17 protein-coding genes are annotated in these 21292 nt (G+C 56.7%); 6 read left to right on the forward strand and 11 right to left on the reverse strand.

Annotation, left to right across the window (positions count from 1 at the left end; all coding sequences use genetic code 11):
• Nucleotides 1–225: 225 nt before the first annotated feature.
• Nucleotides 226–687 (reverse strand): hypothetical protein, encoded by a 462-nt coding sequence (locus Q1B15_RS06480; protein ID WP_299751846.1) that lies wholly within the window; start codon nucleotides 685–687, stop codon nucleotides 226–228.
• Between the two features lie 673 nt (nucleotides 688–1360).
• On the opposite strand from Q1B15_RS06480, the gene Q1B15_RS06485 reads away from it, so the two are divergent.
• On the forward strand, nucleotides 1361–2467 hold the full coding sequence (locus Q1B15_RS06485; protein WP_299751849.1) for an acyltransferase: 1107 nt from the start codon (nucleotides 1361–1363) through the stop codon (nucleotides 2465–2467).
• A 336-nt stretch (nucleotides 2468–2803) separates the two neighbouring features.
• Here Q1B15_RS06485 and Q1B15_RS06490 read toward each other — a convergent pair whose 3' ends face one another.
• Nucleotides 2804–3283 carry a VOC family protein gene (locus Q1B15_RS06490; RefSeq protein ID WP_299751852.1) on the reverse strand — a complete coding sequence of 160 codons (480 nt, stop codon included), beginning with the start codon at nucleotides 3281–3283 and terminating at the stop codon, nucleotides 2804–2806.
• 351 nt (nucleotides 3284–3634) lie between these two features.
• Here Q1B15_RS06490 and Q1B15_RS06495 point away from each other — a divergent pair, with 351 nt between their 5' ends.
• A complete protein-coding gene (locus Q1B15_RS06495) occupies nucleotides 3635–3928 on the forward strand; it encodes a DUF1330 domain-containing protein (RefSeq protein ID WP_299751855.1) in 294 nt (97 codons plus the stop codon).
• 633 nt (nucleotides 3929–4561) lie between these two features.
• Here the strand turns inward: Q1B15_RS06495 and Q1B15_RS06500 are convergent.
• The 7 genes from Q1B15_RS06500 to Q1B15_RS06530 form a co-directional block, all read right to left on the reverse strand.
• Nucleotides 4562–5710 (reverse strand): Gfo/Idh/MocA family oxidoreductase, encoded by a 1149-nt coding sequence (locus tag Q1B15_RS06500; RefSeq protein WP_299751858.1) that lies wholly within the window; start codon nucleotides 5708–5710, stop codon nucleotides 4562–4564.
• On the reverse strand, nucleotides 5710–6012 hold the full coding sequence (locus Q1B15_RS06505; RefSeq protein WP_299751861.1) for a putative quinol monooxygenase: 303 nt from the start codon (nucleotides 6010–6012) through the stop codon (nucleotides 5710–5712). The genes Q1B15_RS06500 and Q1B15_RS06505 overlap by 1 nt, the downstream gene beginning before the upstream one ends.
• A gap of 3 nt (nucleotides 6013–6015) precedes the next feature.
• Complete coding sequence (locus tag Q1B15_RS06510; protein ID WP_299751864.1) at nucleotides 6016–6987, reverse strand: ABC transporter permease; 972 nt, start codon at nucleotides 6985–6987, stop codon at nucleotides 6016–6018.
• Nucleotides 6974–8548 carry a sugar ABC transporter ATP-binding protein gene (locus tag Q1B15_RS06515; protein ID WP_299751868.1) on the reverse strand — a complete coding sequence of 525 codons (1575 nt, stop codon included), beginning with the start codon at nucleotides 8546–8548 and terminating at the stop codon, nucleotides 6974–6976. The genes Q1B15_RS06510 and Q1B15_RS06515 overlap by 14 nt, the downstream gene beginning before the upstream one ends.
• Nucleotides 8548–9711, reverse strand: coding sequence for a Gfo/Idh/MocA family oxidoreductase (locus Q1B15_RS06520; protein ID WP_299751871.1), 1164 nt, complete (start codon nucleotides 9709–9711; stop codon nucleotides 8548–8550). Before Q1B15_RS06520 ends, Q1B15_RS06515 begins: the two co-directional genes overlap by 1 nt.
• Before the next feature lie 75 nt (nucleotides 9712–9786).
• Nucleotides 9787–10905 (reverse strand): substrate-binding domain-containing protein, encoded by a 1119-nt coding sequence (locus Q1B15_RS06525; RefSeq protein ID WP_299751874.1) that lies wholly within the window; start codon nucleotides 10903–10905, stop codon nucleotides 9787–9789.
• Nucleotides 10906–10954: 49 nt separating this feature from the next.
• Nucleotides 10955–11767 carry a sugar phosphate isomerase/epimerase family protein gene (locus Q1B15_RS06530; RefSeq protein WP_299751877.1) on the reverse strand — a complete coding sequence of 271 codons (813 nt, stop codon included), beginning with the start codon at nucleotides 11765–11767 and terminating at the stop codon, nucleotides 10955–10957.
• A 183-nt stretch (nucleotides 11768–11950) separates the two neighbouring features.
• Here Q1B15_RS06530 and Q1B15_RS06535 point away from each other — a divergent pair, with 183 nt between their 5' ends.
• A complete protein-coding gene (locus Q1B15_RS06535; protein WP_299751880.1) occupies nucleotides 11951–13315 on the forward strand; it encodes an ROK family protein in 1365 nt (454 codons plus the stop codon).
• Nucleotides 13312–14322, forward strand: a complete 1011-nt coding sequence (locus Q1B15_RS06540; protein ID WP_299751883.1) for a substrate-binding domain-containing protein — start codon at nucleotides 13312–13314, stop codon at nucleotides 14320–14322. Before Q1B15_RS06535 ends, Q1B15_RS06540 begins: the two co-directional genes overlap by 4 nt.
• A gap of 844 nt (nucleotides 14323–15166) precedes the next feature.
• Here the strand turns inward: Q1B15_RS06540 and Q1B15_RS06545 are convergent.
• The gene (locus tag Q1B15_RS06545) at nucleotides 15167–16771 is read right to left on the reverse strand and encodes a winged helix-turn-helix domain-containing protein (RefSeq protein ID WP_299751887.1); all 1605 of its coding nucleotides are present in this window, start codon (nucleotides 16769–16771) and stop codon (nucleotides 15167–15169) included.
• 137 nt (nucleotides 16772–16908) lie between these two features.
• Between Q1B15_RS06545 and Q1B15_RS06550 the strand changes: the two genes are divergently transcribed.
• Entirely contained in the window at nucleotides 16909–17343 is a 435-nt protein-coding gene (locus Q1B15_RS06550; protein ID WP_299751890.1) for a carboxymuconolactone decarboxylase family protein, read from the forward strand.
• Nucleotides 17344–17430: 87 nt separating this feature from the next.
• Nucleotides 17431–18342, forward strand: a complete 912-nt coding sequence (locus Q1B15_RS06555; protein ID WP_299751893.1) for an ankyrin repeat domain-containing protein — start codon at nucleotides 17431–17433, stop codon at nucleotides 18340–18342.
• A gap of 411 nt (nucleotides 18343–18753) precedes the next feature.
• Here Q1B15_RS06555 and Q1B15_RS06560 read toward each other — a convergent pair whose 3' ends face one another.
• Nucleotides 18754–20775 (reverse strand): UPF0149 family protein, encoded by a 2022-nt coding sequence (locus Q1B15_RS06560; protein WP_299751897.1) that lies wholly within the window; start codon nucleotides 20773–20775, stop codon nucleotides 18754–18756.
• Nucleotides 20776–21292 lie beyond the last annotated feature (517 nt).

Here is a 21292-nt window from a genome sequence, read left to right on the forward strand (position 1 = left end):
TGGCCGCAATGCGAAAGCTGCACCGCAGCGTTGTATGGAACGGCCAAAGTCCGGTTAGGGCCGGTCGTGTCGCTCGACACAAGGGCGGAAAGCGGACTTTCGTTGCGTTTTGCGCGCACTCTAGCGCGATATCGCGAAAGCTGCCGTTTATCCAGCAGCCCAACCCAAGAATGCTGCGATCAATCTAATGATGGCACAGAGCCCAGAGCAGAAGCCTCTGTACGGCTAATTCACTATATCTAAGGAAAAGAAATAGGTCCCACAGATACTCTCCTCAGTCACGCCAGTCGGCATTTTCGCACCGGTGAACATGGCTATACCTAGGTACTGAAAACCAGAGCTTTCCTCGTTCCATGCTGCTATGAAGGTGACGGGCTGGTCTCCACAGAGCGTGTTTTCTTGTCGAAGTGGGCCTACGTCTCCCGAAACGCGGAACACCTGTGCAACAGGTAAGTTGCCAGACGCTCCCCACCTACCCGAAGCTGCTTGGTCTAGTATATCAAGATCGAGAAGCCCGCCTGTCTCAAAGACTATGCGCTTTGTAGATAAGATCACCGGCCCAGTGATCGCGATCGCCGTTTCGCTATAGGGATTGAACGCCTTCGCGTCTTCAATGAGCGGTTGCGATTTTGCCGGAGTGCCCGAAATCCCAATCAACACCAATGTCATGAACGCCCAGCGATACATATCTTTCTCCCAATCTCGATGCGGCTGGCCCAAATCACCAGCTATTAAAGCTAGAAAATATCAAATCTTAGGTCAAATTAACATTCCCAGAACCTATGTTTAGGCATTCGCGAAACGAACTAAGTCGAATGGCACTTTTGTCCCGCGTTGTGTGAATTCGAGGGTGCCTAGATCATGCAGACGCAGCGAAAGTCCCGTTTGGTGAAGCTGCGCCGCGGCGCTTGACTACATCGGCAATGGCAGGTTTGGGCCGTTCATGTTGGTCGGGGCGAGATCGCTGCGATGCGGCTAATGGCAGCAAGGAGCCCGATTGTGTTGAAAAACTCCAAAATCAGAAATCGCAATTTTTCTGGCAGAAACGTATCTCTTGCTTAAGTCGGTCAGGATTATTTACGAGACACGTAGAGCTTGCCCACCAGCACCGAAGATCGATTTCGGCCGAACCCCTCCCCAAAATTTCGCACTTGCTCTGTATCGTTCAGAAAAATGACGATCATGCCCAAAATCGGAGTTTTTCAACACAATCAGCACCGAGCGGCCGTTCATCGGCGCTGATCCTTTAGGTGGAGCCCCCGCACTCAACGGCTCGACGACACCGTGATCTGAATCAAAGCCCATGAGGGTATGTCACTTATTGTTTTAGCGAGCCAATGGGTCAGACGGGAGCTTCAACATGTCGCGACAACAGACGGGAGAACGGGTTCACTACATTCAGTGGCTGAGAGTCTTTCTGATTTTGTTGGTGGTGGCTCATCACGCTGGGCAGCCCTACGGTCCCACGGGTGGAGCGTGGCCGGTTGATGATCCAGCGAACAGCGATGTCCTATTGTTCTTTTTTGCCATCAATGCCGCATTCTTTATGGGGTTTTTCTTTCTCCTTTCCGGATACTTCATCGAACGCAGCTATGATCGGCGAGGAGCCGCGCCCTTTTTGTGGTCCCGTCTAATCCGGTTGGGCATTCCACTCGTGGTTTTTGTGATTTTGGTGAATGGCAGCTCCGAGTGGGCAAACTCAGAAAGTGCTCGTGGATACTTTGACTACCTGATCAACGACTACGTGAAAGGGTGGCGATTTGAGTTTGCGCACTTGTGGTTCATTGCCCACTTGCTGATTTACGCAGCTCTATTTGTGATGTGGCGCAGGTTTACGTCGGCTCCAGATCCAAACCACCTGCCCGAACCACCAAGACATCTGAAAATACTGATCTTCACAGTTGCGCTCGCGAGCGTGAGTTTTCTTGTACGACAAGTCTACCCACAAGATACGTGGGTTCGTCTATTTTGGACTGTGCCTGCAGAAATGGCCCATCTACCACAATATGCCAGCCTATTTGTCGTTGGAGTGATTGCTGGTCGCGGCCGATGGTTTGAGAACATAAACCGACACGTTGCTTACACTTGGTTCTGGATCGGTGTGTTGGCGTTTCTCATCAATGGAATGTTCGAGATACCCGGCATCAACCTGCCCGGCGGATACACAGCGCGCGATCTATGGGACTTCGTTGATTCATTTATTTGTGTCGGAATGATTCTCGGACTTCTCGCACTCTTTCAGAGGCATTTTGATAAAACAGGGCCATGGGCTCAACGCCTCGCTGGCGGTGTCTTTGGGGTTTACCTCTTGCACATGTACGTCGTCATTGGGTTGCAATTTGCGATACTTGAATTCGAGATTTCGGCGTTGTCAAAATTTGCACTGGTCACGGTTGCTGGCTCAATAATTTCCTTTTCCATTGTAGATTTGTTCAGACGCATCCGCTGGCTACGTCTCATCCTATGAAAGTTCGCCACCCTCCACAGGCGGGATCGACGGGTCGTCATCGATGAGAACGGCGAAGGAGAAGTCGGTCAACGGGCAACTCAACTTCGGTGCCTTTTCAACTGTCCGGTTTGTCCGCACACCGACGTTTCAGCCAGCAAAAATGTTGCATAGTGCACGAAAGTCCGATTCGACGGGCCGCACCGCAGCATCCTGAGGTGGACGTGAACGGCAGCAATGGGCCGTTAATGTTGGTCGGGGCGAGATCGTTTGGCAGGATCGCTGCGATGCGGCTAACGGCAGCAAGGAGCCCAAATTCGCCATTCATTCGCGCCTTTCAGACGTTTGAACGCGAGTTCAGCCCGCCTCGGCAAGGAACGGCGCAAGTTCGAAGCGCTCATTTACTATCTTCAGGCTGCCATCGTCGTGCCAAAGCCACTCTTCGCGCGGCTTATCCCAATATATCTCGACGCCGTTGCCGTCAGGATCGTCGAAATAAAGCGCGATCGACACGCCGTGATCGGCATGGCCGTAGATGTCGAACCCGGCATCGGCGACGCGTTTGGCTGCCGTTACCAACGCCTCCCGCGTGGGATATAGAAGGGCAACGTGAAAAAGCCCGGTGTGGTGCTTGGCGGGTGGAGTGCCGCCCGCACTGTGCCAAGTGTTCAGCCCGATATGGTGATGGTAGCCGCCCCACGACAGAAACGCTGCCTGTTCACCGTAACGTTGAACCAAATCCATACCCATCACGTCTCGCCAGAAAGTTATGGCCCGCTCAAGGTCCGCGACCTTCAGATGCGTATGCCCGATGCAGGGTTTCGCCATGCTGTCCATTGTGCCCTCCGAACTGGAAGTCTAGCTTAGAGGCAAAGTGAGGTCCGGGACAAGCGCCGCGCGCCCATCCGCAAGTGAAGACGCGACAGGCGACTTTGTCCGCACACCGACGTTTAAGCCGACATAATGCTGCAAAATGCACGAATGGCCGGTCTGGCGAAGCTGCGGCGCAGCATCAGATCGACCGACGAGCGGCAGCTAAGGGCCGTTCATGTTGGTCGGGGCGAGATCGTTTGGCAGGATCGCCGCAATGCGGCTAACGGCAGCAAGGAGCCCAAAGCTGCCGCGGCGATAGGCCTTCGTGCCAAGATGTGATACATGCTTCCAAACTTAAGCCATTCAGGAAAAAAAATGACTGCCTATGTTATTTTCGACCTAGCTCCGCTTGATCCAGTTCGAATGAAAAAATACCTAGATGGTGCAAATGCTTCAGTGAAACACTTTGGTGGCAACCTTCTCGCAGCCACCGGCGACGTAGTGATATGCGAAGGCGAGTGGAAACCTGAACGCGTGGCTATTATTGAATTTCCTACTTTGGAAAAAGCCAAAGGTTGGTATGACTCAGCAGAGTATCAGAAAGTCCTCCCATTGCGTCTTAAAGAAAGCACTAGCGACAAGATGGTGATTGTTCCGGGTTTGGGTTGACGCAAAGGCAGCTTCAATGCCTGAACGATTAGCTCAAATGACCGCTTGGAACCCATTCAGTAAATTCGTATTTCGTGCTGTGTGCGCTCGCAGCGCGGGAAATGTGGGAAGTACGAAAGATTTGCTGCAGCCGCGCAGCGAGAAAACCGGTCGTTCGTAAAGGCCTCAGCAAAGATCAAGCATGGAATTTACAGCTCGCGGACATCTCCGACCTTTGCTGCGGTTGCGCCAATTGGGGCTTTGGGACGGTGCAACGAGCTCTGATGACACGGCAGCCTTCAAGATAGTACATTTTGGTGGGGTCATTAGCATATCGCCTATTTCCGAATTTCGACCAATTAGGAGTAGTTGCGTGATGTGGCATGTTGTAGCGGCGTGACCCCGTCGCCCAGAGCGGCAGCCTCGATCAAAGAAGCCCAAGCCAGATTGTCGATATGATGCAGCGGTGCGCCGCCTACCAGCAGATGGGCCACAACATCGTATTGACCAACCAGCTTGATCGTTTTGACGATTCTGACGATCTACGGTGTGAGCTGACGCTCCTTGTTCTGCGATGATCGGAGCAAACCCTTTTTGGTCCTTTAAACCCAATCCACATGGTTTCAGGATGTGCCGACGGAATCCAGGATATCTTCAACCCTCAAGTTGCTGGAATGGGACCCATGTGCCGCCGCTGCCCGCTGAATTCACGCAGGCTTCAATGAACTGCATGCCCTCCAAGCCCGAACGAATTCCTGCCAGAAGGGCTCCCCCGCCCTTTCTTTCGATCAGGTCTGCTGTGTCGGTATAAATGTTGGCAAAGCTTTCAAGGTAACCTTCCGGGTGGCCGGCAGGGATCCGCGTCCAATCTGTCATGGCTCCGCCTGATCCGACCCCGCCGCGTGTGAGGATACGTTTTGCTTCGCTGTCGATTGTCAGACACATCTTGTTTGGGTTTTCCTGCGACCATTCCAAACCGCCTCGGTCGCCATAAACACGCAGGCGCAGCCCGTTTTCATTCCCAACTGCAATCTGTGACGCCCAGAGCATCGCCTTCGCACCACCCTGCATGTGCAGCAGGATATGAGCGTTATCGTCCAAACGACGCCCGTCGCCGAAACGGTGTAGGTCGGCCAAGAGCGCCTCAGGCTTCAGCCCAGTCACAAAACACAAAAGGTCAACGGCATGGGTTCCTATGTCGCCGATTGCGCCACCGCCACCGGACTTTGCCGGATCGGTCCGCCAGTCTGCCTGTTTTTGACCATCCTGTTCGATAGTTTGTGTCAGCCAGTCTTGCGCGTATTCGACTTGAATCACACGCATTTGACCCAATTCACCATCGGCAATCATCTTGCGGGCCTGACGGATCAAGGGGTAGCCGGTGTAGGTGTGCGTCAACACGAAATGCGCATCAGAGGCTTTCACTGCTTCCGAAATCATTTGGGCTTCAGCCATGGTGGCACATAATGGCTTGTCACAGATCACGTGAATTCCGGCCTGAAGAAAGGCGATGATTGGCGCGGCATGCATATGGTTTGGCGTCACGATCGCGACGACTTCGATCCCGTCGGCGCGTTTTGCTTCGGCCTTGGCCATGACCTTGAAATCGGCATAGGCCCGAGCCGGCACGATGCCCAGATCCGCCGCGCTTTCAGCCGCGCGCATTGGATCGGAGGAAAGCACACCCGCAACCAGTTCAAACCGGTCATCAATACGACTGGCAATGCGGTGCACGCCGCCGATGAAGGAACCTTTGCCTCCTCCAACCATCCCCAGACGCAGCCGCTTGCGTGATGCCGTCATCAGGCCATCTCGCTGAGCATGGTCAAGTGCCGGATATCGACCGTACAGGCCAACAAACGATCAAGCTGTAAAAACAATGGCTTCAGATGGGGCATCTCGAGATGAGCATCTAAATCAGCTTGCGTGCGCCAGTTTTCATAGAAGACAAAGCAACAAGGATCGCTTGCATCAACATGAAAGTCATAGTTGATGCAGCCCTTCTCCTGACGGGTAGGGGCGACCTGCCTTGTAAGCAGGTCAAACAATTCAGCGCGCGTTTCGGGTTTGGCTGTAACCGTTCCAATGATAGTGACATGGGCCATGGTTCAGACCCTTTTCTGGCTCAGGGCCACGGCAAGGATGATTATACCACCGCGCGCGATCAGCTGCTGGCTGAACTCAAGCCCCATCAGGATCAAACCGTTGTTGATCAGGCCGATCATCAGCGCCCCGACAATGGTGCCGATCACTGTCCCCTTGCCTCCGAAGAGGGATGTACCGCCCAAGACAGCCGCCGCAATCACTGAGAGTTCGTCGCCTTCCCCTAGCTGAAACCGCCCCGATTGAAGACGACCCGCATAGAGCATACCAGCAACGGCTGCCGCGGTTGAGGATATCACCAGCACCCGGAATTTAACCCGCGACGTATTGATCCCCGAATAACTGGCCGCCTGTTCGCCGCCACCCGTTGCCAGTACCCGGCGGCCAAAGCTGGTGCGCCGCAAGACAACTTGCCCGACAACACCGAAAATCAACATCCAAAACAACAGAACCGGAACGTGGCCGATCGAGCCGCCGCCAAACCACCATGAATAGCCGGGCGACAGGATCGGCACTGCTGACGTGCCCGAAATCCACATGGCAACGCCCTTGGCGATGCCCATCATCGCCAGCGTGGTCAGGAAAGACGGGATACCGATTTTTGTCGTCAGCCAGCCGTTGAAGACACCCACGGCAACGCCAGTCGCAAGCCCTGCCATGATCCCCGCAAAGGGCCCGGCTACGGCAATTGCCATGGCCACCGTCACACTTGCAAGTCCGGCGACCGCGCCCACAGACAAGTCGATCTCGCCCGCTGACAGTACGAATGTCATGGCAACGGCCATGACGGCAATCATTGTGGTCTGCCGCACAATGTTAAGAAGGTTGTTGGGATTCAGGAACCCCCGGTCATTCAATGTCAGCGCGAAGATCACGAAGATCGCCGCGAACCCGATGTAAATGATATTCTGGCGCCAGTTGCCGAGAAAGCCGCTTAAGGCATTTCTGGTGCGATCTTTCGTATCAGTGAAGGTCATTAGAAATCTCCTGCTCTGACTTTAGGGCGTTCTGGATGGCAATTTGCAGGCGCTGTTCAGCGACCTGAACACGGTGCGCGGCATTCGTATTAACGTCCGCGGGGTCTTCTAGATTCGCATGTGGGATATCTGCGTGGCTTCGTCCTTCGGCCATCACGATGATGCGGTCGCAGGCGGTTAAAAGCTCAGACAGTTCAGATGATATCATCAGGATTGCTTTGCCGCTGGCAGCAAGGTCGCGGACCATCTGGATGATTTCGGATTTGGATCCGATGTCGATGCCCGCAGTCGGTTCGTCGAGAACAAAGACATCCGGATCAGACGCCAGCCATTTTCCGATAACGACCTTTTGCTGATTGCCACCCGATAAGGTGCTGACTGCGTGATCACGGCTCGCGGTCTTGATCGACAACCGTTCGATCTGTGCATCAGTGGTGGCCCGAATTTTGGCCGCGTCCACGAACCCGAATTTTGAAAGCTTATCAAGCACGGCAAGGGTCGCGTTGTCCGCCACCGACTGGGACGGGATGATGCCCTGTGTGGCCCGAGCCTCGGGCACCAATGCCACGCCTGCTGCAATTGCATCACTTGGGCGGCGAATGTGAACCGGGCGGTCGTTGATGCGGATTTCGCCCGCGGTTATGGGTTCAATTCCGGCGATAAGCTTAGCAAGCGACGTGCGCCCTGACCCCAGCAGACCGGCCAGCCCTACGACCTCGCCCTTGTGGACCTTCAGTGAAATGTCCTTTGGCTTATTGCGGCCGGACACATTGCGCAGTTCCAGCGCGACATCACCCTGCACGGCAACGTTGCGTGCGACATCCGCAAGACCAAGCGAGCGTTTTCCTACAATATGTTCGATCATCACGTCCACTGGCAGATCTGCGATATCGGCGGTGGTCACGTTTTGTCCATCCCGCAAGATCGTAGCGCGATCGGCGATGCGGGCGATTTCATCCATCCGGTGGCTCACATAGATGATCGCGACGCCTTGAGTTTTAAGTTTGCGCAGGAAGGTAAACAGACGATCCACATCCGAAACGGCCAGTGCCGTGGACGGCTCATCGAGCACGAGAACGCGCGCGTCCTGCGATATTGCTTTGACGATTTCGGTCAGTTGCTTTTGCCCCGCTCCCAGATCGCCCACAATGGCGCGCGGATCAATCTCGACCTCGAGCATCGCAAATAGCTCTGCCGCCCTGCGTTCTGCCTCGGTGTCGTCGATCAGTCCGCCCGACTTCGCCTCGCGTGTCAGAAACACATTCTGGGCCACGGTCAACGTCGGGATGAGGCTCATTTCTTGATAGTTCATCGCGATGCCTGCAGCTCGGGAGGCCGCAGGACTATGCGTGGTCAGCGGAACGCCCGCGACTTCGATGGTACCAGCAGAGGGCACATGTACCCCGTTCAACACCTTTAGAATTGTGGATTTTCCCGCCCCGTTGCCGCCCAGAAGCGCGTGGACCTCACCGGCCAGAACCTCAAGATCCACGTTATCCAACGCTTTGACCCCACCAAAGTGTTTGGATATTCCCTTCATGCGGACAGCAACGGGTGCCATTACACTTGCTCCCAGGCGTGGGTTTCGCCTGAACGCAGCAAGGCATCCGCGACCTTTTCGGTCAAAAGCGCCTCTTCGAAGTTTGGTGAAGGCTGGGTTCCCTCCACGATCGCTTTGCAGAAATCGAAGCATTCGATGATCTTTGTCTCACCGTAGCCAATGCCAAGGGCTGGTATCGGCCATAAACCTTCGCCATAAGGATGCGCCGGACCGGTGTAGATGGTGCGGAACCCTCGCGCATCGCCGGGATCATCAGCGAACATCACCTGCAATTCGTCGCGACGTTCATAGTTGAACAGGATCGACCCTTTGGTACCGTGGATTTCCAGCGTGATGAAGTTGTTGCGGCCCCATGCATTTCGGGTGGCTTCGATGCTGCCCACGGCACCGGACTTGAACCGGACCATTGACATGACCTCGTCGTCTACATCAACCTCTGCCCGCTCTGAATCCGCAGACTTTTCGGACGCTCCTAGCTTGTCGACGCCCCCTTGTTGAATAGGACGCGTCTTTACGTAGGTCGAGGTGATCGCCTGAACCGTGTCAATCGGCCCGACGAGGTAATGCGCCATATCTACGACATGCGTGCCGATGTCACCCACTGCACCGGAACCCGCGATATCCTTCTGGAACCTCCACGACAGCGGCCCGTTCGGATCTGCCGACCAGTCCTGCAAGTATGTGCCCCGGAAATTGATCACGTCGCCGATCTTGCCGTCTTCGATGAATTTCTTGGCCAGCGCGACAGCAGGTGTCCGACGATAGTTGAACGCAACCATCGTGACGGACTTGCTGGCGCGCGCGGCCTCGACCATCGCCACGGATTCTTCAAGCGTCCGGGCAAGTGGCTTTTCGCAGATCACGTGCTTGCCTGCTTTGAGCGCTTCAATCGCGATCTCGGCATGGGAGTTGTTGGGGGTGCAGATATCGACAATGTCGATGTCGGCGCGGTTGACTGTCGCCTTCCAATCACTGGAAGCTTCGTCAAAGCCGAACCGGTCGCGTGCGGTTTCGGCGGCCGCATCCGTCAGATCGACCACCGTCTTGCGGCGAGGGATTGCGGGGGCGGGCCAGAAAAACATCGGCATGGCAGCATAGGCCATGGCGTGGGCCTTGCCCATGAAACCGCCGCCTATCATGGCCACATTGAGGGTCTTGGTCATCACGATACTCTCCGTACTGGAAATGAAAGATGGGTGGTCCCGCAACCAGGGAGGAGCTGCGGGACCTGCGCATGATCAGTTCATGCTCCGCTGGATATTCTGCGTGGCTTCGGTCCGGTAAACGGTCTGCCATGCCTCCAGCAGGTTTTCCCTGTTCACTGGCAGGGCTGGCAGGGCCACAAAGGCCGGTGCCTCTTTGCCCAAAAGGCCATAGCCCGCCAAAGTGGCTTCGGCGACGCCCTGATCGAATGGGCGCTGCGCCCCCAGACCTTTCACGAAGCCGCCTTGGGCCATGTTGATCGCAACGTTCTCGCCAAGGTCAATCGTGGTGATGATCAGGTCGTCGCGTCCCGCAACGCGCGCCGCCGAGATCACGCCTTCGGCCGGTACGTCCCAAACGGCCCAGATGCCATCAAGGCCAGGGTTGGACGTCAGCATTGCCGACGCGACCTTTTCGGCGTCGCCAGTGAAGTCCGGTCCGCCGATACCCTGTTCGGCAACGATCTCGACATTGGGATAGTTTTCCTCGGTCGTCGCCTTGAAGGCGTCATAGCGTTGGCGGGTCACAAAGAAGTCAGCGGCGTGATAGACAAGCCCAATCTGGCCACCATCCTCGCCAAGCGCCTGCGCCATCAAGTGTGCGGCAGCAACGCCGTTGCCATAGTTATCGGCTGAAACGACAGAAACATAATCCTCACCAGCAGTCATGCCCGGAGGGGTATTTTCCATGAAAACAATCTTAACGCCCGCATTGGCAGCGGCCATATAGGCTGCGGCGGTTGCGGCGGGGTCGGTCGGAACGGACACGATGATGTCGGGCTGGCGCGCCATAACGGTTTCGATATCCGCGACCTGCTTTTCGGGTTTGAACCCTGCATCCGTCACCGCGATGACTTCGATGCCCAACTCACCAAATTGGAACCTCAATCCTTCGATCTGCGCCCGCGACCAGTCGTTGCCGCCATAATGCATGACGATCGCGGCGGTGGCGTTCATGGCTTTGATCTGGTCGATCTCGGCCGCAGTCAGCGACAGGTCTGCTGCCGGGCTTGGGTCCTCGCCGTTGGGGCCCTTGGACAGGACGTTTTCCTGCAATGCGGCCAAGGCAGCGGCGGGATCGGCAATGGCCGGAACAGCGCCAAGTGCAATCACTGCGGCGGCGATGGACCCCATAAGTATGGAACGTGTAGACATAGGTCTTCCTCCCAGAAGATGGGGCGTAAGCCCCGTTAAAATGGCCTAATTAGGCCTGATTGAGATAGTCCATGCTGGCGCGTGCCCCGGCTGCGGGGTCGTTCCAGGCATCAAGTTCAGTGCAGACCCAGCCCGCGAAATTCGTATCGCGCATCGCAGCGATGATCGGGTCGGTCGGCACATCGCCGCGGTCAAGCGGCGTGAATGCAAAGGGGTCTTTTTGGAACCCCTTGAGGTGGATATATGAAATCCGCTTTGCGTGTTCGCGGATCATCTGCGCGGGGTCCCCGCCAGCAGCAGCCAAATGGGCCGTGTCAGGGCAGAAATCGATCGACGTCAGGTCAAAGATACGCCGCACCTCTTTGGGGCCCTCCACGATCGTGGACAGATGCGGGTGATAATGCGCCTTCAGTCCACGGTCCTCGGCCAGTTCCTTGACCCTGTCGAGCGCTGCGCCAAGTTTGTCATAGTCGGTTGTCCGAACACCATCGAACCGTTTGGCCCCGCCCCCCACGACCAGATGTGGGGCGTCAAGTTCTTCAGCGCGGTCCGCCGCACGGGTAATCCGCGCCAGTTCATCTGGAAGAATTTCATCAAAAATGAAGTTGGCGCCGGAATAGGCCGCAACCAGCGTCAGACCATTGTTTGCCAGCAAGGTCCGAAAATCTGCTGCGTCATAGTCCAGCAAGTTGCCGTCAAACAATTCAACCCCCGTGTAGCCAGCTGCCGCGATTTCGGCGCAGGCCCGGTCCATGTCCCCGAAGGTGCGATAGCTCAGTTGCGTAATCGACGTCACACCTTCTGCATTGCCGCCAAGCTCACCCCAGCAATTCGCCTGATAGGCCAGTTTCCAGTCACTCATTGGTTTTCCTCCTCCGGCATTTGGCGCCGGTCACACATTTTGTAATGGCTATAATGAGCAGTGGTCAACATATTTTATGCATAAGTATGTATTCTTTTGCATTTAATCTGCAAAACTAGACGCTTGCCATGCTTAAATTGCCGAACTACTGTTGAATCCAGTCACGACGAAGAGAAGATTTTTGTGAAAAAAGGCCAATCCGCAACGAATCGTTCAACAGGCAATGGACGCCCACGTAGCAGCGAGGCGGCCACGGCAAGTCTTGTCGACGTGCTGAATCTTGTCCGCCTAGGGCATGCGGGAACCCGTCAGGAGCTAGAGCGTGTCGGAGAGTACGGACGTGCAATCGTCGCCGACAGGCTAGCCACCCTGAAAGATTTGGGCCTCGTTGATGAAAACGCGACCGGTGTAGCCACGGGGGGGCGCGCGCCGCGACTTGTCCAATTCATGAAAGACCGCGCCCGCCTTGTCTCTGTCACGCTAGACCAATCAGCTGTTGGTGTTGGATTGGCTGACCTGAGCGGCAAATTGCTGTCAGAGCACCACGAAATGATCGATATCTCTGATCAGTCTGCCACCGTCGACCGCATCTGTGCCTTGATCAACTGGCTCCTTACACGGCAACTGGACGCGCCCGATCTGTGGGGTATTTCCATTTCTGTGCCCGGGCCGGTTCTCGCCAATCCTGGCACGTCTTTCCTACTGAAAACCCCTGACTTCCTGCCTAATTGGGATAGTTCCGGGCTGGTGGAGACCCTGACAGATCGATTTCAGACGCTTGTCTGGATTCATTCCAACGTTGAGACGATGACGATGGGGGAACTACATGGCGGTGCCGGGATTGGCTTGCAGTCCATGCTTTTCGTCAAGGTGGGTCAACGCATTGGCGCCGGACTTGTCAGCGATGGCCATCCCTACCATGGCGCCGCAGGTGCGGTGGGCCTTATTGGTCAACTTCCTGTCACCTATCGCGACAGCACGGGAACGCTGGATGCCATGGCCGGGGCAGAGATGATCAGGGCCCGCGGACTGGAAGCAGCTAAAAGCGGGGGCAGCCCCCATCTGGACGATACACTTGCGCGTGGTGGTGATTTGACAGCCATAGACGTATGCCAGGCGGCGCAAATGGGCGACGGTGCATGCGTTGAAATCCTGATGCAAAGCGGCCGCTTGATCGGCGGGGTTGTTGCAACATTGGCGAATATGCTGAACCCCCAACTTATTGTGTTGGCCGGGTCCATTGCGCAAACCAACGATATTCTTCTGGCCAGTATTCGCGAAACGGTCTACGGCGCATCCCACCCCCTCGTCACACGCGATCTTCGCATCCTCAGATCTCAAATGAGCAATTCCGCGGCCCTTTTGGGCGCCGCCAGCATTGCCGCAGAGGCGCTGTTCGATCCGATTTTCCTGAAAGAATGGATCGGTCTTGGCACCCCGACCCGCAACCCGGATTTCGTGCAGAGTCTGGCCGCTTTGGGATCGTCCTCTCTGCAGTCTGGCGAAACGCCGCCACCGCCGCCAAAGATATCAAGGACAACCACATGACTATCATCGGTCTTGGGCCACATGGCGAGCGCGCCTCCCCTCCTGAGCGGGTCACGTTGCTGCCACAGGATATAGCAGCCGCTCGTGCAAAAGGGCTGCGCATCGCGCTCGTCATGCATACGTTGGAAAGTGACTGGTCGCGCCATCTTGTGCAGGGCGTCGTCGGCATGATGGGAGAATGCGGGGCGATTGTGATCGACGTCGTTGACTGCAATTTTTCGCCAGAAGCGCAAATCGCAGCTCTTCGTAGGCTTTGTGATGAAAAGCCAGATGCAATCGTTTCCCTTCCCGTCGACAACACGACAGTGGCCCAAGACCATATCGCTGTGTCCAATGCCGGTATTAAGCTGGTGCTGATCGACAATGTTCCCACCGGCATGTTGCCGGGAAAGGACTACGCCGCACTTGTTTCTGTAGACAATTACGGTCTGGGCAAGATCGCGGCAGAGCTGCTGTCAGATCATCTGCCTGCCAACGCATCGACCGGGTTGCTGGGCTATGATGCAGATTTCTTTGCCGTCAACGAGCGCGAAATCGCGTTCAGCCAATCGATGGAGCGCAACCGCCCGGATGTTACGGTCAGAACGGCAAGATTCTCATCCCTCGATGATGCCGGTGAACAAACGCGGCGTATGCTGGCCGATTATCCGGACGTTGCAGGTCTATTCGTCGTCTGGGATACCCCTTGTATCGACGTCATCCGGATGGTTTCGGAGCTGAAACTGACTTTGCCCATCACGACCGTGGACCTTGGACAAGAGGTGACGGAAAATCTTGCGAAAGGCGGCGCTGTTGTCGGCATCGCAGGTCAACGCCCGTTCCAACAAGGTGAGGCTATCGCAAAGACGACGATCACCGCCTTGCTTGGCCGCCCCTGTCCGGACTGGGTCGCGCTGCCGGGCCTAGCGGTGACGCGGTCAAACGTCATCGAGTGTTACCAGTCTGTGTGGCGCAAGCATGCACCCCGCGAAATCTTGGTTGGGCTGGACGTATTGCGCCCAGGCTGAAGCTTGCGCATGCAGGCGCGCTATGCGACGCGGTGATGATCGCCAAATTCTGACAGATTTAAAGGCGTTGTCTTAGCTGGGCGAAACTCCAGCAGAGAAATTCGAGGCCTATGTTGCAGCGGCCCGCTGTAACCACACCGCGTCTCGATTGTTGAGGCAGGCCGAAGCGAAAGGTTAGTTCGGATTCCACCTGTTGTGACGTAATTGAACGGCCTGTTCGGGGAAATTCGCCTCATCGCGGAGGTACTTATGCTGCGTGAGCAGTCGCGGCGTGGTCAAAAAGCCGCTTAGTCCGCAACTCGGACCTGCGGTGCGCCTGCTGCGAATGACTGGTTCCGGTCGATGGTATTCAACCCGGCTTGAACGTCCGCTTTCGGGAAGTTGCGCTGCAAAGCGGCGCGCAGCATGTAACGGCATATTCGCCGGAGCGACGGATCGTGCCGCATCTGCAAAAGTCCGTTTTGTCCCGCACACCGACGTTTTAGCCGACAAAATGCTGCGCCATGCACGAATGGCCGCAATGCGAAAGCTGCACCGCAGCGTTATATGGAGCGGCCAAAGTCCGGTTGGGGCCGTTCATGTTGGTCGGGGCGAGATCGTTTGGAAGGATCGCTGCGATGCGGCTAACGGCAGCAAGGAGCCCGAAGCCATCACAACTTCCCGTGCCTTTTTCTGCAAGTGCATAGTCTCGTTGTGCAGAATGAACCTGGTTCAACTGCTATGCGGCCGGCAGTCTGCGCGTCGGTTCGATGTCGCCAAAGCTGCCTTTCGCTGACTGTGCAGCAATTGCAAAGCTGCTCCCAAATGTCCGGGTTCGGCACAAAGCCGAAGCGCTCAAAAGAACTTAGCCCTCCGGCAAACCAGATGCGCGCAAGTCGGACACCCATCGTTGATAGTAGTCCTCGTTGTTCATAACCCCGCGGACTCGGTCGGCGTGAGCACTGACGGTGAAGTTCGGGTTTAGTTCAAGCAGCTGTTTGGCCGCATGTTGCGCCTCTTCCAGCTTATCCTGGCAGACAAGGTTGACGATGAGGGCGCGGTAGTCCCATTCCCTGAGCCTTGCGCGTTTTCGGATCGCTTGTTCGCCTTCGGAGCAACGCCCGGCAAACCAGTAGGCACGGGACAGGTTGTTGAAGTACCAGCCAGGAGTTATCGGGTTCACCTCGATGGCGCGCTCCATCAAGGCGATCGCTTCGTTGGTGCGGTCTGTGTAGATCAAGGGGTCGTTTGCGACGGCCATCGCCATGCTGCTGCTGGGATTCAGTTCAACCGCTGTAGTATACCTTACGATCGCCTGTTCGTGTTCGCCGGCGCTGAAATGCATGTCACCCCGGGCGATATGCGCGGCATAGTAGGTCGGATCGATTGAGATCGCCATTTCTGCGTAGTCGACACCGCGCTTTAGCAACTCTTCGCGGGGCACGTCCGGATATACCCAGCCCTGAGTGATATCAGACCAAAGCACGGTCGCCATGCCAACGTAGCCGAAAGGCGCGTCTGGATCGGCAGCGATGGCCTGTTCGTAGAAGTCGATCGCCTGACGATATGAATCCGGCGTGCCCGTTTCGAAAGCCTCATTGCCGAGGAAGAAATAGTGCAACGCATTGACCTTCTGACGATTGCCGGTCTCTGCTGGGCTCCAGGCCAGTTCGCGACCCAACTGGGTTGCGACACTACGCACGATCTCGGACTGGACGCCGAACAACTCACCAAGATCGGCGTTGAATTCGTCGGCCCAGATATGCGTGCCGTCGTGGCCGTTGATCAGCTGGACCGTGACCCTGAGCCGATCACCCGATTTCTGTTTGCTGCCCTCGACGATATAGTCTGCGTTCAGCTTCGACGCGATCTCGGCGATGTCCGTGGACTGGTCGCGGAAGCTGAAGCTTGAGTTGCGAGCTACTACCAGAAACTCGCGATAACTGGCCAGTTCGGTGATGACGCCCTCTGCGATCCCGTCTCCGAGCCAGCCCCGGTCGTCGCCCGAACTAAAGTCGTCGAACGCCAGAACGGCGATCCTAGGGCTCGCGTTCGGGGTCGGTACGGGGCGAGTGAGAGTCCAAATGGCGCCAGCGGCAATAGCGATGACTGCCAGCACGGCTGCCACGATCACCGTTCTTCTGCGTTGTGTGACGGGCGCTTCAGACACGGCGAGGCTGTAGCCCTTCCCGACGTGTGTTTTCAGATAGTTTTGGTCTTTGTCGCCGATCGCGCGGCGGATGTCGGCAATGCACTGGGTCAGGCTTTCCTCTGATACGGTCACTTCTGGCCAAACGGCGTCCATGATTTCGGATTTGCCAACGATCTGGCCGGGTCTTGCCGCCAGAAAGTCTAGCACTTCCGAGGACTTGTTGCGCAGTTCGACGCGGTTTCCGGCCTTGTCCCGCAAATCGCGAGAGTCGGGGTCAAATAATACCTCTCCCAGCCGGATTTCACGCCGATTTCGCATGATTTCACCTCGATTTCAGGACGGAAGTGGCCACGATACGCAGTTCTTGTCCATCCGCAGCAGAATTATGCACGCGGTCGGGCCGTTCATGCAAGCGCGGCTCAAAGCAACCACGGACCGTACAAAGGGAGATTATCATGAAGAGCATCATCAGTTTCGCTGCCGCCGTTACGCTGGCGCTACCGGCAGCCGCGCAGGAACAGACTGCCGCAGGCGTTCGCGCAGAGGCCTTGAACGCTTTCGGAGCCGCGCTGCCAGAGATCGAGAACTATCCCGATAGCATGCTTCCAGGCGCATGGGCCTGGATGAACGACGTCGAAGACGGCGAAGGCGCGCTCGACATGAAAACGATGCAGCTCATTGCGCTTGCCGTCGCCGCGCAAGTCCCATGTCAGTACTGTACGCACTATCACCGCGCGGCGGCGATGTCCTACGGGGCCACTGAGCAAGAGGTTGCTGAGGCCGCAGTAATCGCCGGATACGTGCGTCACTGGTCGGCCGTCCTCTACGGCACGGGCACCGACCTAGAGGCCTATACGAAGATGGTAGACGGACTCTTTGCCAGCCAGTGACACGCGTCGTGCATGTGTCCGGTCGGCCGATCGCTGTTGGCCTGTCACACGCCGATCCCTACCCTTCGAAAAGAAAGTGAGACACTCATGAGACTAATAATCCTTATCTACACAGTAGTCGTCCTGACCAGCACGTCGGTCTTCGCAGGACCGGTGTTTGATGCCGCCAAGAATGGAGACAGCGCAACGCTGGCCCGGCTCCTTGATGATGGCGCGGACGTCAATGAACCCAACATCATGCCTCCGCTACAGATCGCGGCCTTCCACGGCTACGTAGATGTGCTGAAACTGCTGATTGAACGAGGCGCCGACCTGGATGCGACAAGCACGATGCTGGGCACCGCGCTGCACGCTGCATCGCAAAAGGGCTATGCTGAGGCAATTGAGATCATGATCAGGGCGGGCGCCGACCCAAATTCGAGGAACAAAGACCAGTTCACAGCGCTAATGATCGCCGCCATGCATGGCCATGCGCAAGCTGCCGACGCCCTGATAGGCCGTGCGGCAGATGTCGAGGCGATCGGGTTCGGTCGGACGAACGGCACAGGCGGGTATGGAAACGTCAACGCGCTGCACCTTGCCAAGACGAGCGGTCACGCAAAGGTAGTCGAGATGCTGGAAAAAGCCGGGGCCGCCGCCAAGCCGCCATTGGAGGTTGCCGCGTTGATCGCTGCTGCGGATGCCGATCTTGGCCGCGAGCTTGCGATGCAAAGATGTGGCCAATGCCACAGAATTGAGACCAAATCGGAGGTCATTTTGGCAAACAATCAGGGCCTGTCGCTCGTCGGTGTCTTTGGTCGCCAGATCGGTTCACGCGAGGAGTTTGAATACTCGGAAGCCATGAAAGAGACCGAGGGCGTTTGGACCGAGGAGTTGCTGTATTCCTTCGCGGTCGACGCCATGCTGACGATCCCGGGCACACGGATGCGTTGGCACGACGGCTGGACCGACGAAGAGGTCGCCCACATAGTGGCCTACTTCAAGTCGGTGGCCGAGTGACCTCCATACCCGAAGCAGATTTCGAAAGCAGTAATTGAAGGCGGCGGCAATAGCGCGACCGAGAGGTATAGTCCTAAAGCGCTGTGCCGCCTCCTGGCATGTTGTACCCCGAAGTCACCGCGCACCTCCCAGCTTAAGTGATACGGGTTGATTGGCCGCTTTTCTGGTTTCTGTGGGCTGGGTCTGCTTCTGCGTAGTGCGTCCGTTCCTACCCAGTTGCGTCGGACGTCGTGCTTGAAAAGCTGAGATTTCGCAACCGCAGCGAAAGTTCACTTTGTCCGCGATGCAGACCTCCGAGGACGGAAATGCTGCAGGGTGCATGAATGGCCGCTCTTGATATGCCGCGCCGCGGTAAGGTTAATCTTGGTGAATGTCGGCTAAGGGCCGACACCAGCCCAAATAGCTTAAGACTCACAAATCTTCACGCCATTTATCGGCAGTAATTTGGATCCAGCTGGGTAAAAGTGGCTTCAAGGTTGGTGTTAGATCATCAATGGCGGCGCTTCGGATCAGATTGAGGACCTGTTTGTCATCGCGGCTCAGTACTCGTTTTGGCCAGGCGCCCTTGATGCTATCCACCGCCTGCGCGAAGCCCTCGGTCCAGGCTTGGAAGCGCTTCGGGGGCAGGTCTCGGAGATCTCCTCCGATCTCGCCGAGTATCACAGCTTCGTTCAGCGCGCCGTAACGCAACATAAGAATGTCGAGGATGCGTTGAATCGAACCTTGGCCCTTCACCTCAATCCCCTCCATCAGCGGTGGTAGCCATTCAGTTGGCGATGCGAATTCCGGGGCGATCAGAACGGCAGTCAGGTAGCCATCGATCTGATCCGGTTTGAGCGGGCTGCCTTTGAGCAACTTGGCCAATTCACCTTGTCCCTCAGCCTCGATTTCAGGCGGATCGAGTTCTTCGTTGCCCCACTCCAATTCATCGTCGAGGTCGTCCATCGCGCGCTCCGCTGCAACTTCCCGCGTTTGCCCGAGGATATCCTCAAAAACGGGTATTTTCTTGATCTCTCGTCCAGTCGCCAGCGTCTGGGCAACAACAGCAAAGCTCATCCACGCGTCAGGCGGGGTGTTGCCGTCGTGGCGCAGGATCAGCGCCGTTCGGGCAAAGATTTTTTCCCACCGATCACGCCTTTCCTCGAGATGCCCCACGACGATCTTCTTTGCGCTGGTGGCGGTTGACGCCTCTTCAAGCGCTGCCATCAAAGTGGCGTCAGAGACGAACCAACTGCTGCAGATGTCATGCTCCGAGAACCAGTCCCGGCTTTTGCCGATCAACCGGCCGCGGCGGTTGTCTGACAGAGCCGCAAGCTCTCCCTGCGGATCAACCGCCGCGAGAAGTGCCGCATGCCCCCCGGTTTGTGGCGTCACATCGCCAATGCCGAACATCGGCGCGACATCCAGGAAGCCCGGTGTCGTCACCGCTCCGCGCGCAAGCCCGTCGCCGAGGGCGAAGCCAACCGCGGGGGCGAGGTAGGAAGGAGACACGTCATGCATCGTCATCGCTTGTTCAATTTGTTCAACGATGGATTTCTGATCGCCTCTGCTGGAGCAAGGAATTACATAAGCGTCCTTTATCCCGTGCCCTTCCTTGATCATTGCCGCGGCCACCGCGCGCGTGCTTCCGCGGCTACAGACGCCTAAAATGCTTTGCGAGCCGGTGCCGTCGGGAAGCGACGTCATCACCCGATGAAGCTGCCAAGGTTGCGGGACAGTTCCACCTGATGGCTCTCGCCGCAGCGCAGTCGTAATCAGAGTGTCGAGTGCTTTTCCGTTTGGCAGCCAGTTGCGGATCAGGATGAGGTCGGACAGCAGGGCAGCATCCACATTTGCGCTTTCCGCAAGCAGCCCGAACCCGGCGATGGCTGCATCGCGCATCTCCGCAACCGGATCGAGCAGAAAGTACCGCCCGACAGCAATCATGCGTGGATCACCTTGCCCGATCGTCTGCGTCAAAAATGCGGTTGTCACCTGAGCCGACATGGCGCCCACAACTTCGCGAAGCCCGGTATAGGTCTCAAAAGGCGTAGACCCGTCCGGGACAAGCCCTTCCGCTAGCCCCGCGACATCCGGAAGCTCGGGCATCTCGTCTCCCGCAAAAGCCTCAAAGGCGTTGGGTGCCGTGCGCAGTTGATCGGGAGGGGTTAGACTGGCGCGGAGGTAAGCCTGACAAAGTCCGAAGCAGGTCTCGGCGTTAAGCTCACCTGCATCAGTCCGTTCCGTTAGGTCCACCGCAAGGACCTGAAAAAAGTCACTCGCCCCTGGCTCCTCATTTTCTTGGTTCATTCGCGCCTCGTCCAAGATACGCGACAAAAGCGTAAGACAGTCATCGAAGCCCTCTGCGTCAGCGTCCGACAGCGTGTCGACGAGGTCCAGAACCGTTTCCGGATCATGCGAAAGAGGCGCCGCCCATCGATCCGCCCACAGCATCAATCCTCCTGGATCACCTGTGGTTGGCCGATCCATAAGGCAACTATCTATTAACTCAGTCACCATTGCCCCCTAAATTCTTGCGACTTCCCACCGCGTCAAAGCCTAAAGCGCGCGGCCGGTCTCAGTAAAGGTTAACATTGGAGAATGGTGTCTGAAAGTCGGCTTCGTTCGTGGACCGTGTGAACTCGAAGTGCCTTGAATTTAGTACGCGCGGCGAACGGCTCCTTCGACGGGCCGCGCCGCAGCATAGCCGAGGATGTGTCAATGTTTGCAAGGGGCCGTTCATGTTGATCGGGGCGAGATCGTTTGGCAGGATCGCTGCGATGCGGCTAAAGGCAGCAAGGAGCCCTTATTGCGTTGCTTCGGCAATGCAAGAGGTGGTCCTGGTTCTTCGACCACTTTGCAGCCCTGTTAAGGTGGATCAGGGTTTCTTGTCAGGCTGCCATTCTCATTGGTTCTTTTTGGCTCGCATAGGCTTCGTCGGGGGTCAAGATGCCGTGGGTCGAGTGCGGTC

It is taken from the genome of uncultured Boseongicola sp., assembly GCF_937988555.1.
In the GTDB taxonomy this organism is placed as follows: Bacteria; Pseudomonadota; Alphaproteobacteria; order Rhodobacterales; family Rhodobacteraceae; genus Boseongicola.

Excerpts from the sequence above, each read along its gene's own strand:
- Q1B15_RS06480 (WP_299751846.1), bottom strand. The coding sequence starts at position 687 with ATGTATCGCTGGGCGTTCATGACATTGGTGTTGATTGGGATTTCGGGC.
- Q1B15_RS06485 (WP_299751849.1), top strand. The coding sequence starts at position 1,361 with ATGTCGCGACAACAGACGGGAGAACGGGTTCACTACATTCAGTGGCTG.
- Q1B15_RS06490 (WP_299751852.1), bottom strand. The coding sequence starts at position 3,283 with ATGGACAGCATGGCGAAACCCTGCATCGGGCATACGCATCTGAAGGTC.
- Q1B15_RS06495 (WP_299751855.1), top strand. The coding sequence starts at position 3,635 with ATGACTGCCTATGTTATTTTCGACCTAGCTCCGCTTGATCCAGTTCGA.
- Q1B15_RS06500 (WP_299751858.1), bottom strand. The coding sequence starts at position 5,710 with ATGACGGCATCACGCAAGCGGCTGCGTCTGGGGATGGTTGGAGGAGGC.
- Q1B15_RS06505 (WP_299751861.1), bottom strand. The coding sequence starts at position 6,012 with ATGGCCCATGTCACTATCATTGGAACGGTTACAGCCAAACCCGAAACG.
- Q1B15_RS06510 (WP_299751864.1), bottom strand. The coding sequence starts at position 6,987 with ATGACCTTCACTGATACGAAAGATCGCACCAGAAATGCCTTAAGCGGC.
- Q1B15_RS06515 (WP_299751868.1), bottom strand. The coding sequence starts at position 8,548 with ATGGCACCCGTTGCTGTCCGCATGAAGGGAATATCCAAACACTTTGGT.
- Q1B15_RS06520 (WP_299751871.1), bottom strand. The coding sequence starts at position 9,711 with ATGACCAAGACCCTCAATGTGGCCATGATAGGCGGCGGTTTCATGGGC.
- Q1B15_RS06525 (WP_299751874.1), bottom strand. The coding sequence starts at position 10,905 with ATGTCTACACGTTCCATACTTATGGGGTCCATCGCCGCCGCAGTGATT.
- Q1B15_RS06530 (WP_299751877.1), bottom strand. The coding sequence starts at position 11,767 with ATGAGTGACTGGAAACTGGCCTATCAGGCGAATTGCTGGGGTGAGCTT.
- Q1B15_RS06540 (WP_299751883.1), top strand. The coding sequence starts at position 13,312 with ATGACTATCATCGGTCTTGGGCCACATGGCGAGCGCGCCTCCCCTCCT.
- Q1B15_RS06545 (WP_299751887.1), bottom strand. The coding sequence starts at position 16,771 with ATGCGAAATCGGCGTGAAATCCGGCTGGGAGAGGTATTATTTGACCCC.
- Q1B15_RS06550 (WP_299751890.1), top strand. The coding sequence starts at position 16,909 with ATGAAGAGCATCATCAGTTTCGCTGCCGCCGTTACGCTGGCGCTACCG.
- Q1B15_RS06555 (WP_299751893.1), top strand. The coding sequence starts at position 17,431 with ATGAGACTAATAATCCTTATCTACACAGTAGTCGTCCTGACCAGCACG.
- Q1B15_RS06560 (WP_299751897.1), bottom strand. The coding sequence starts at position 20,775 with ATGCTGTGGGCGGATCGATGGGCGGCGCCTCTTTCGCATGATCCGGAA.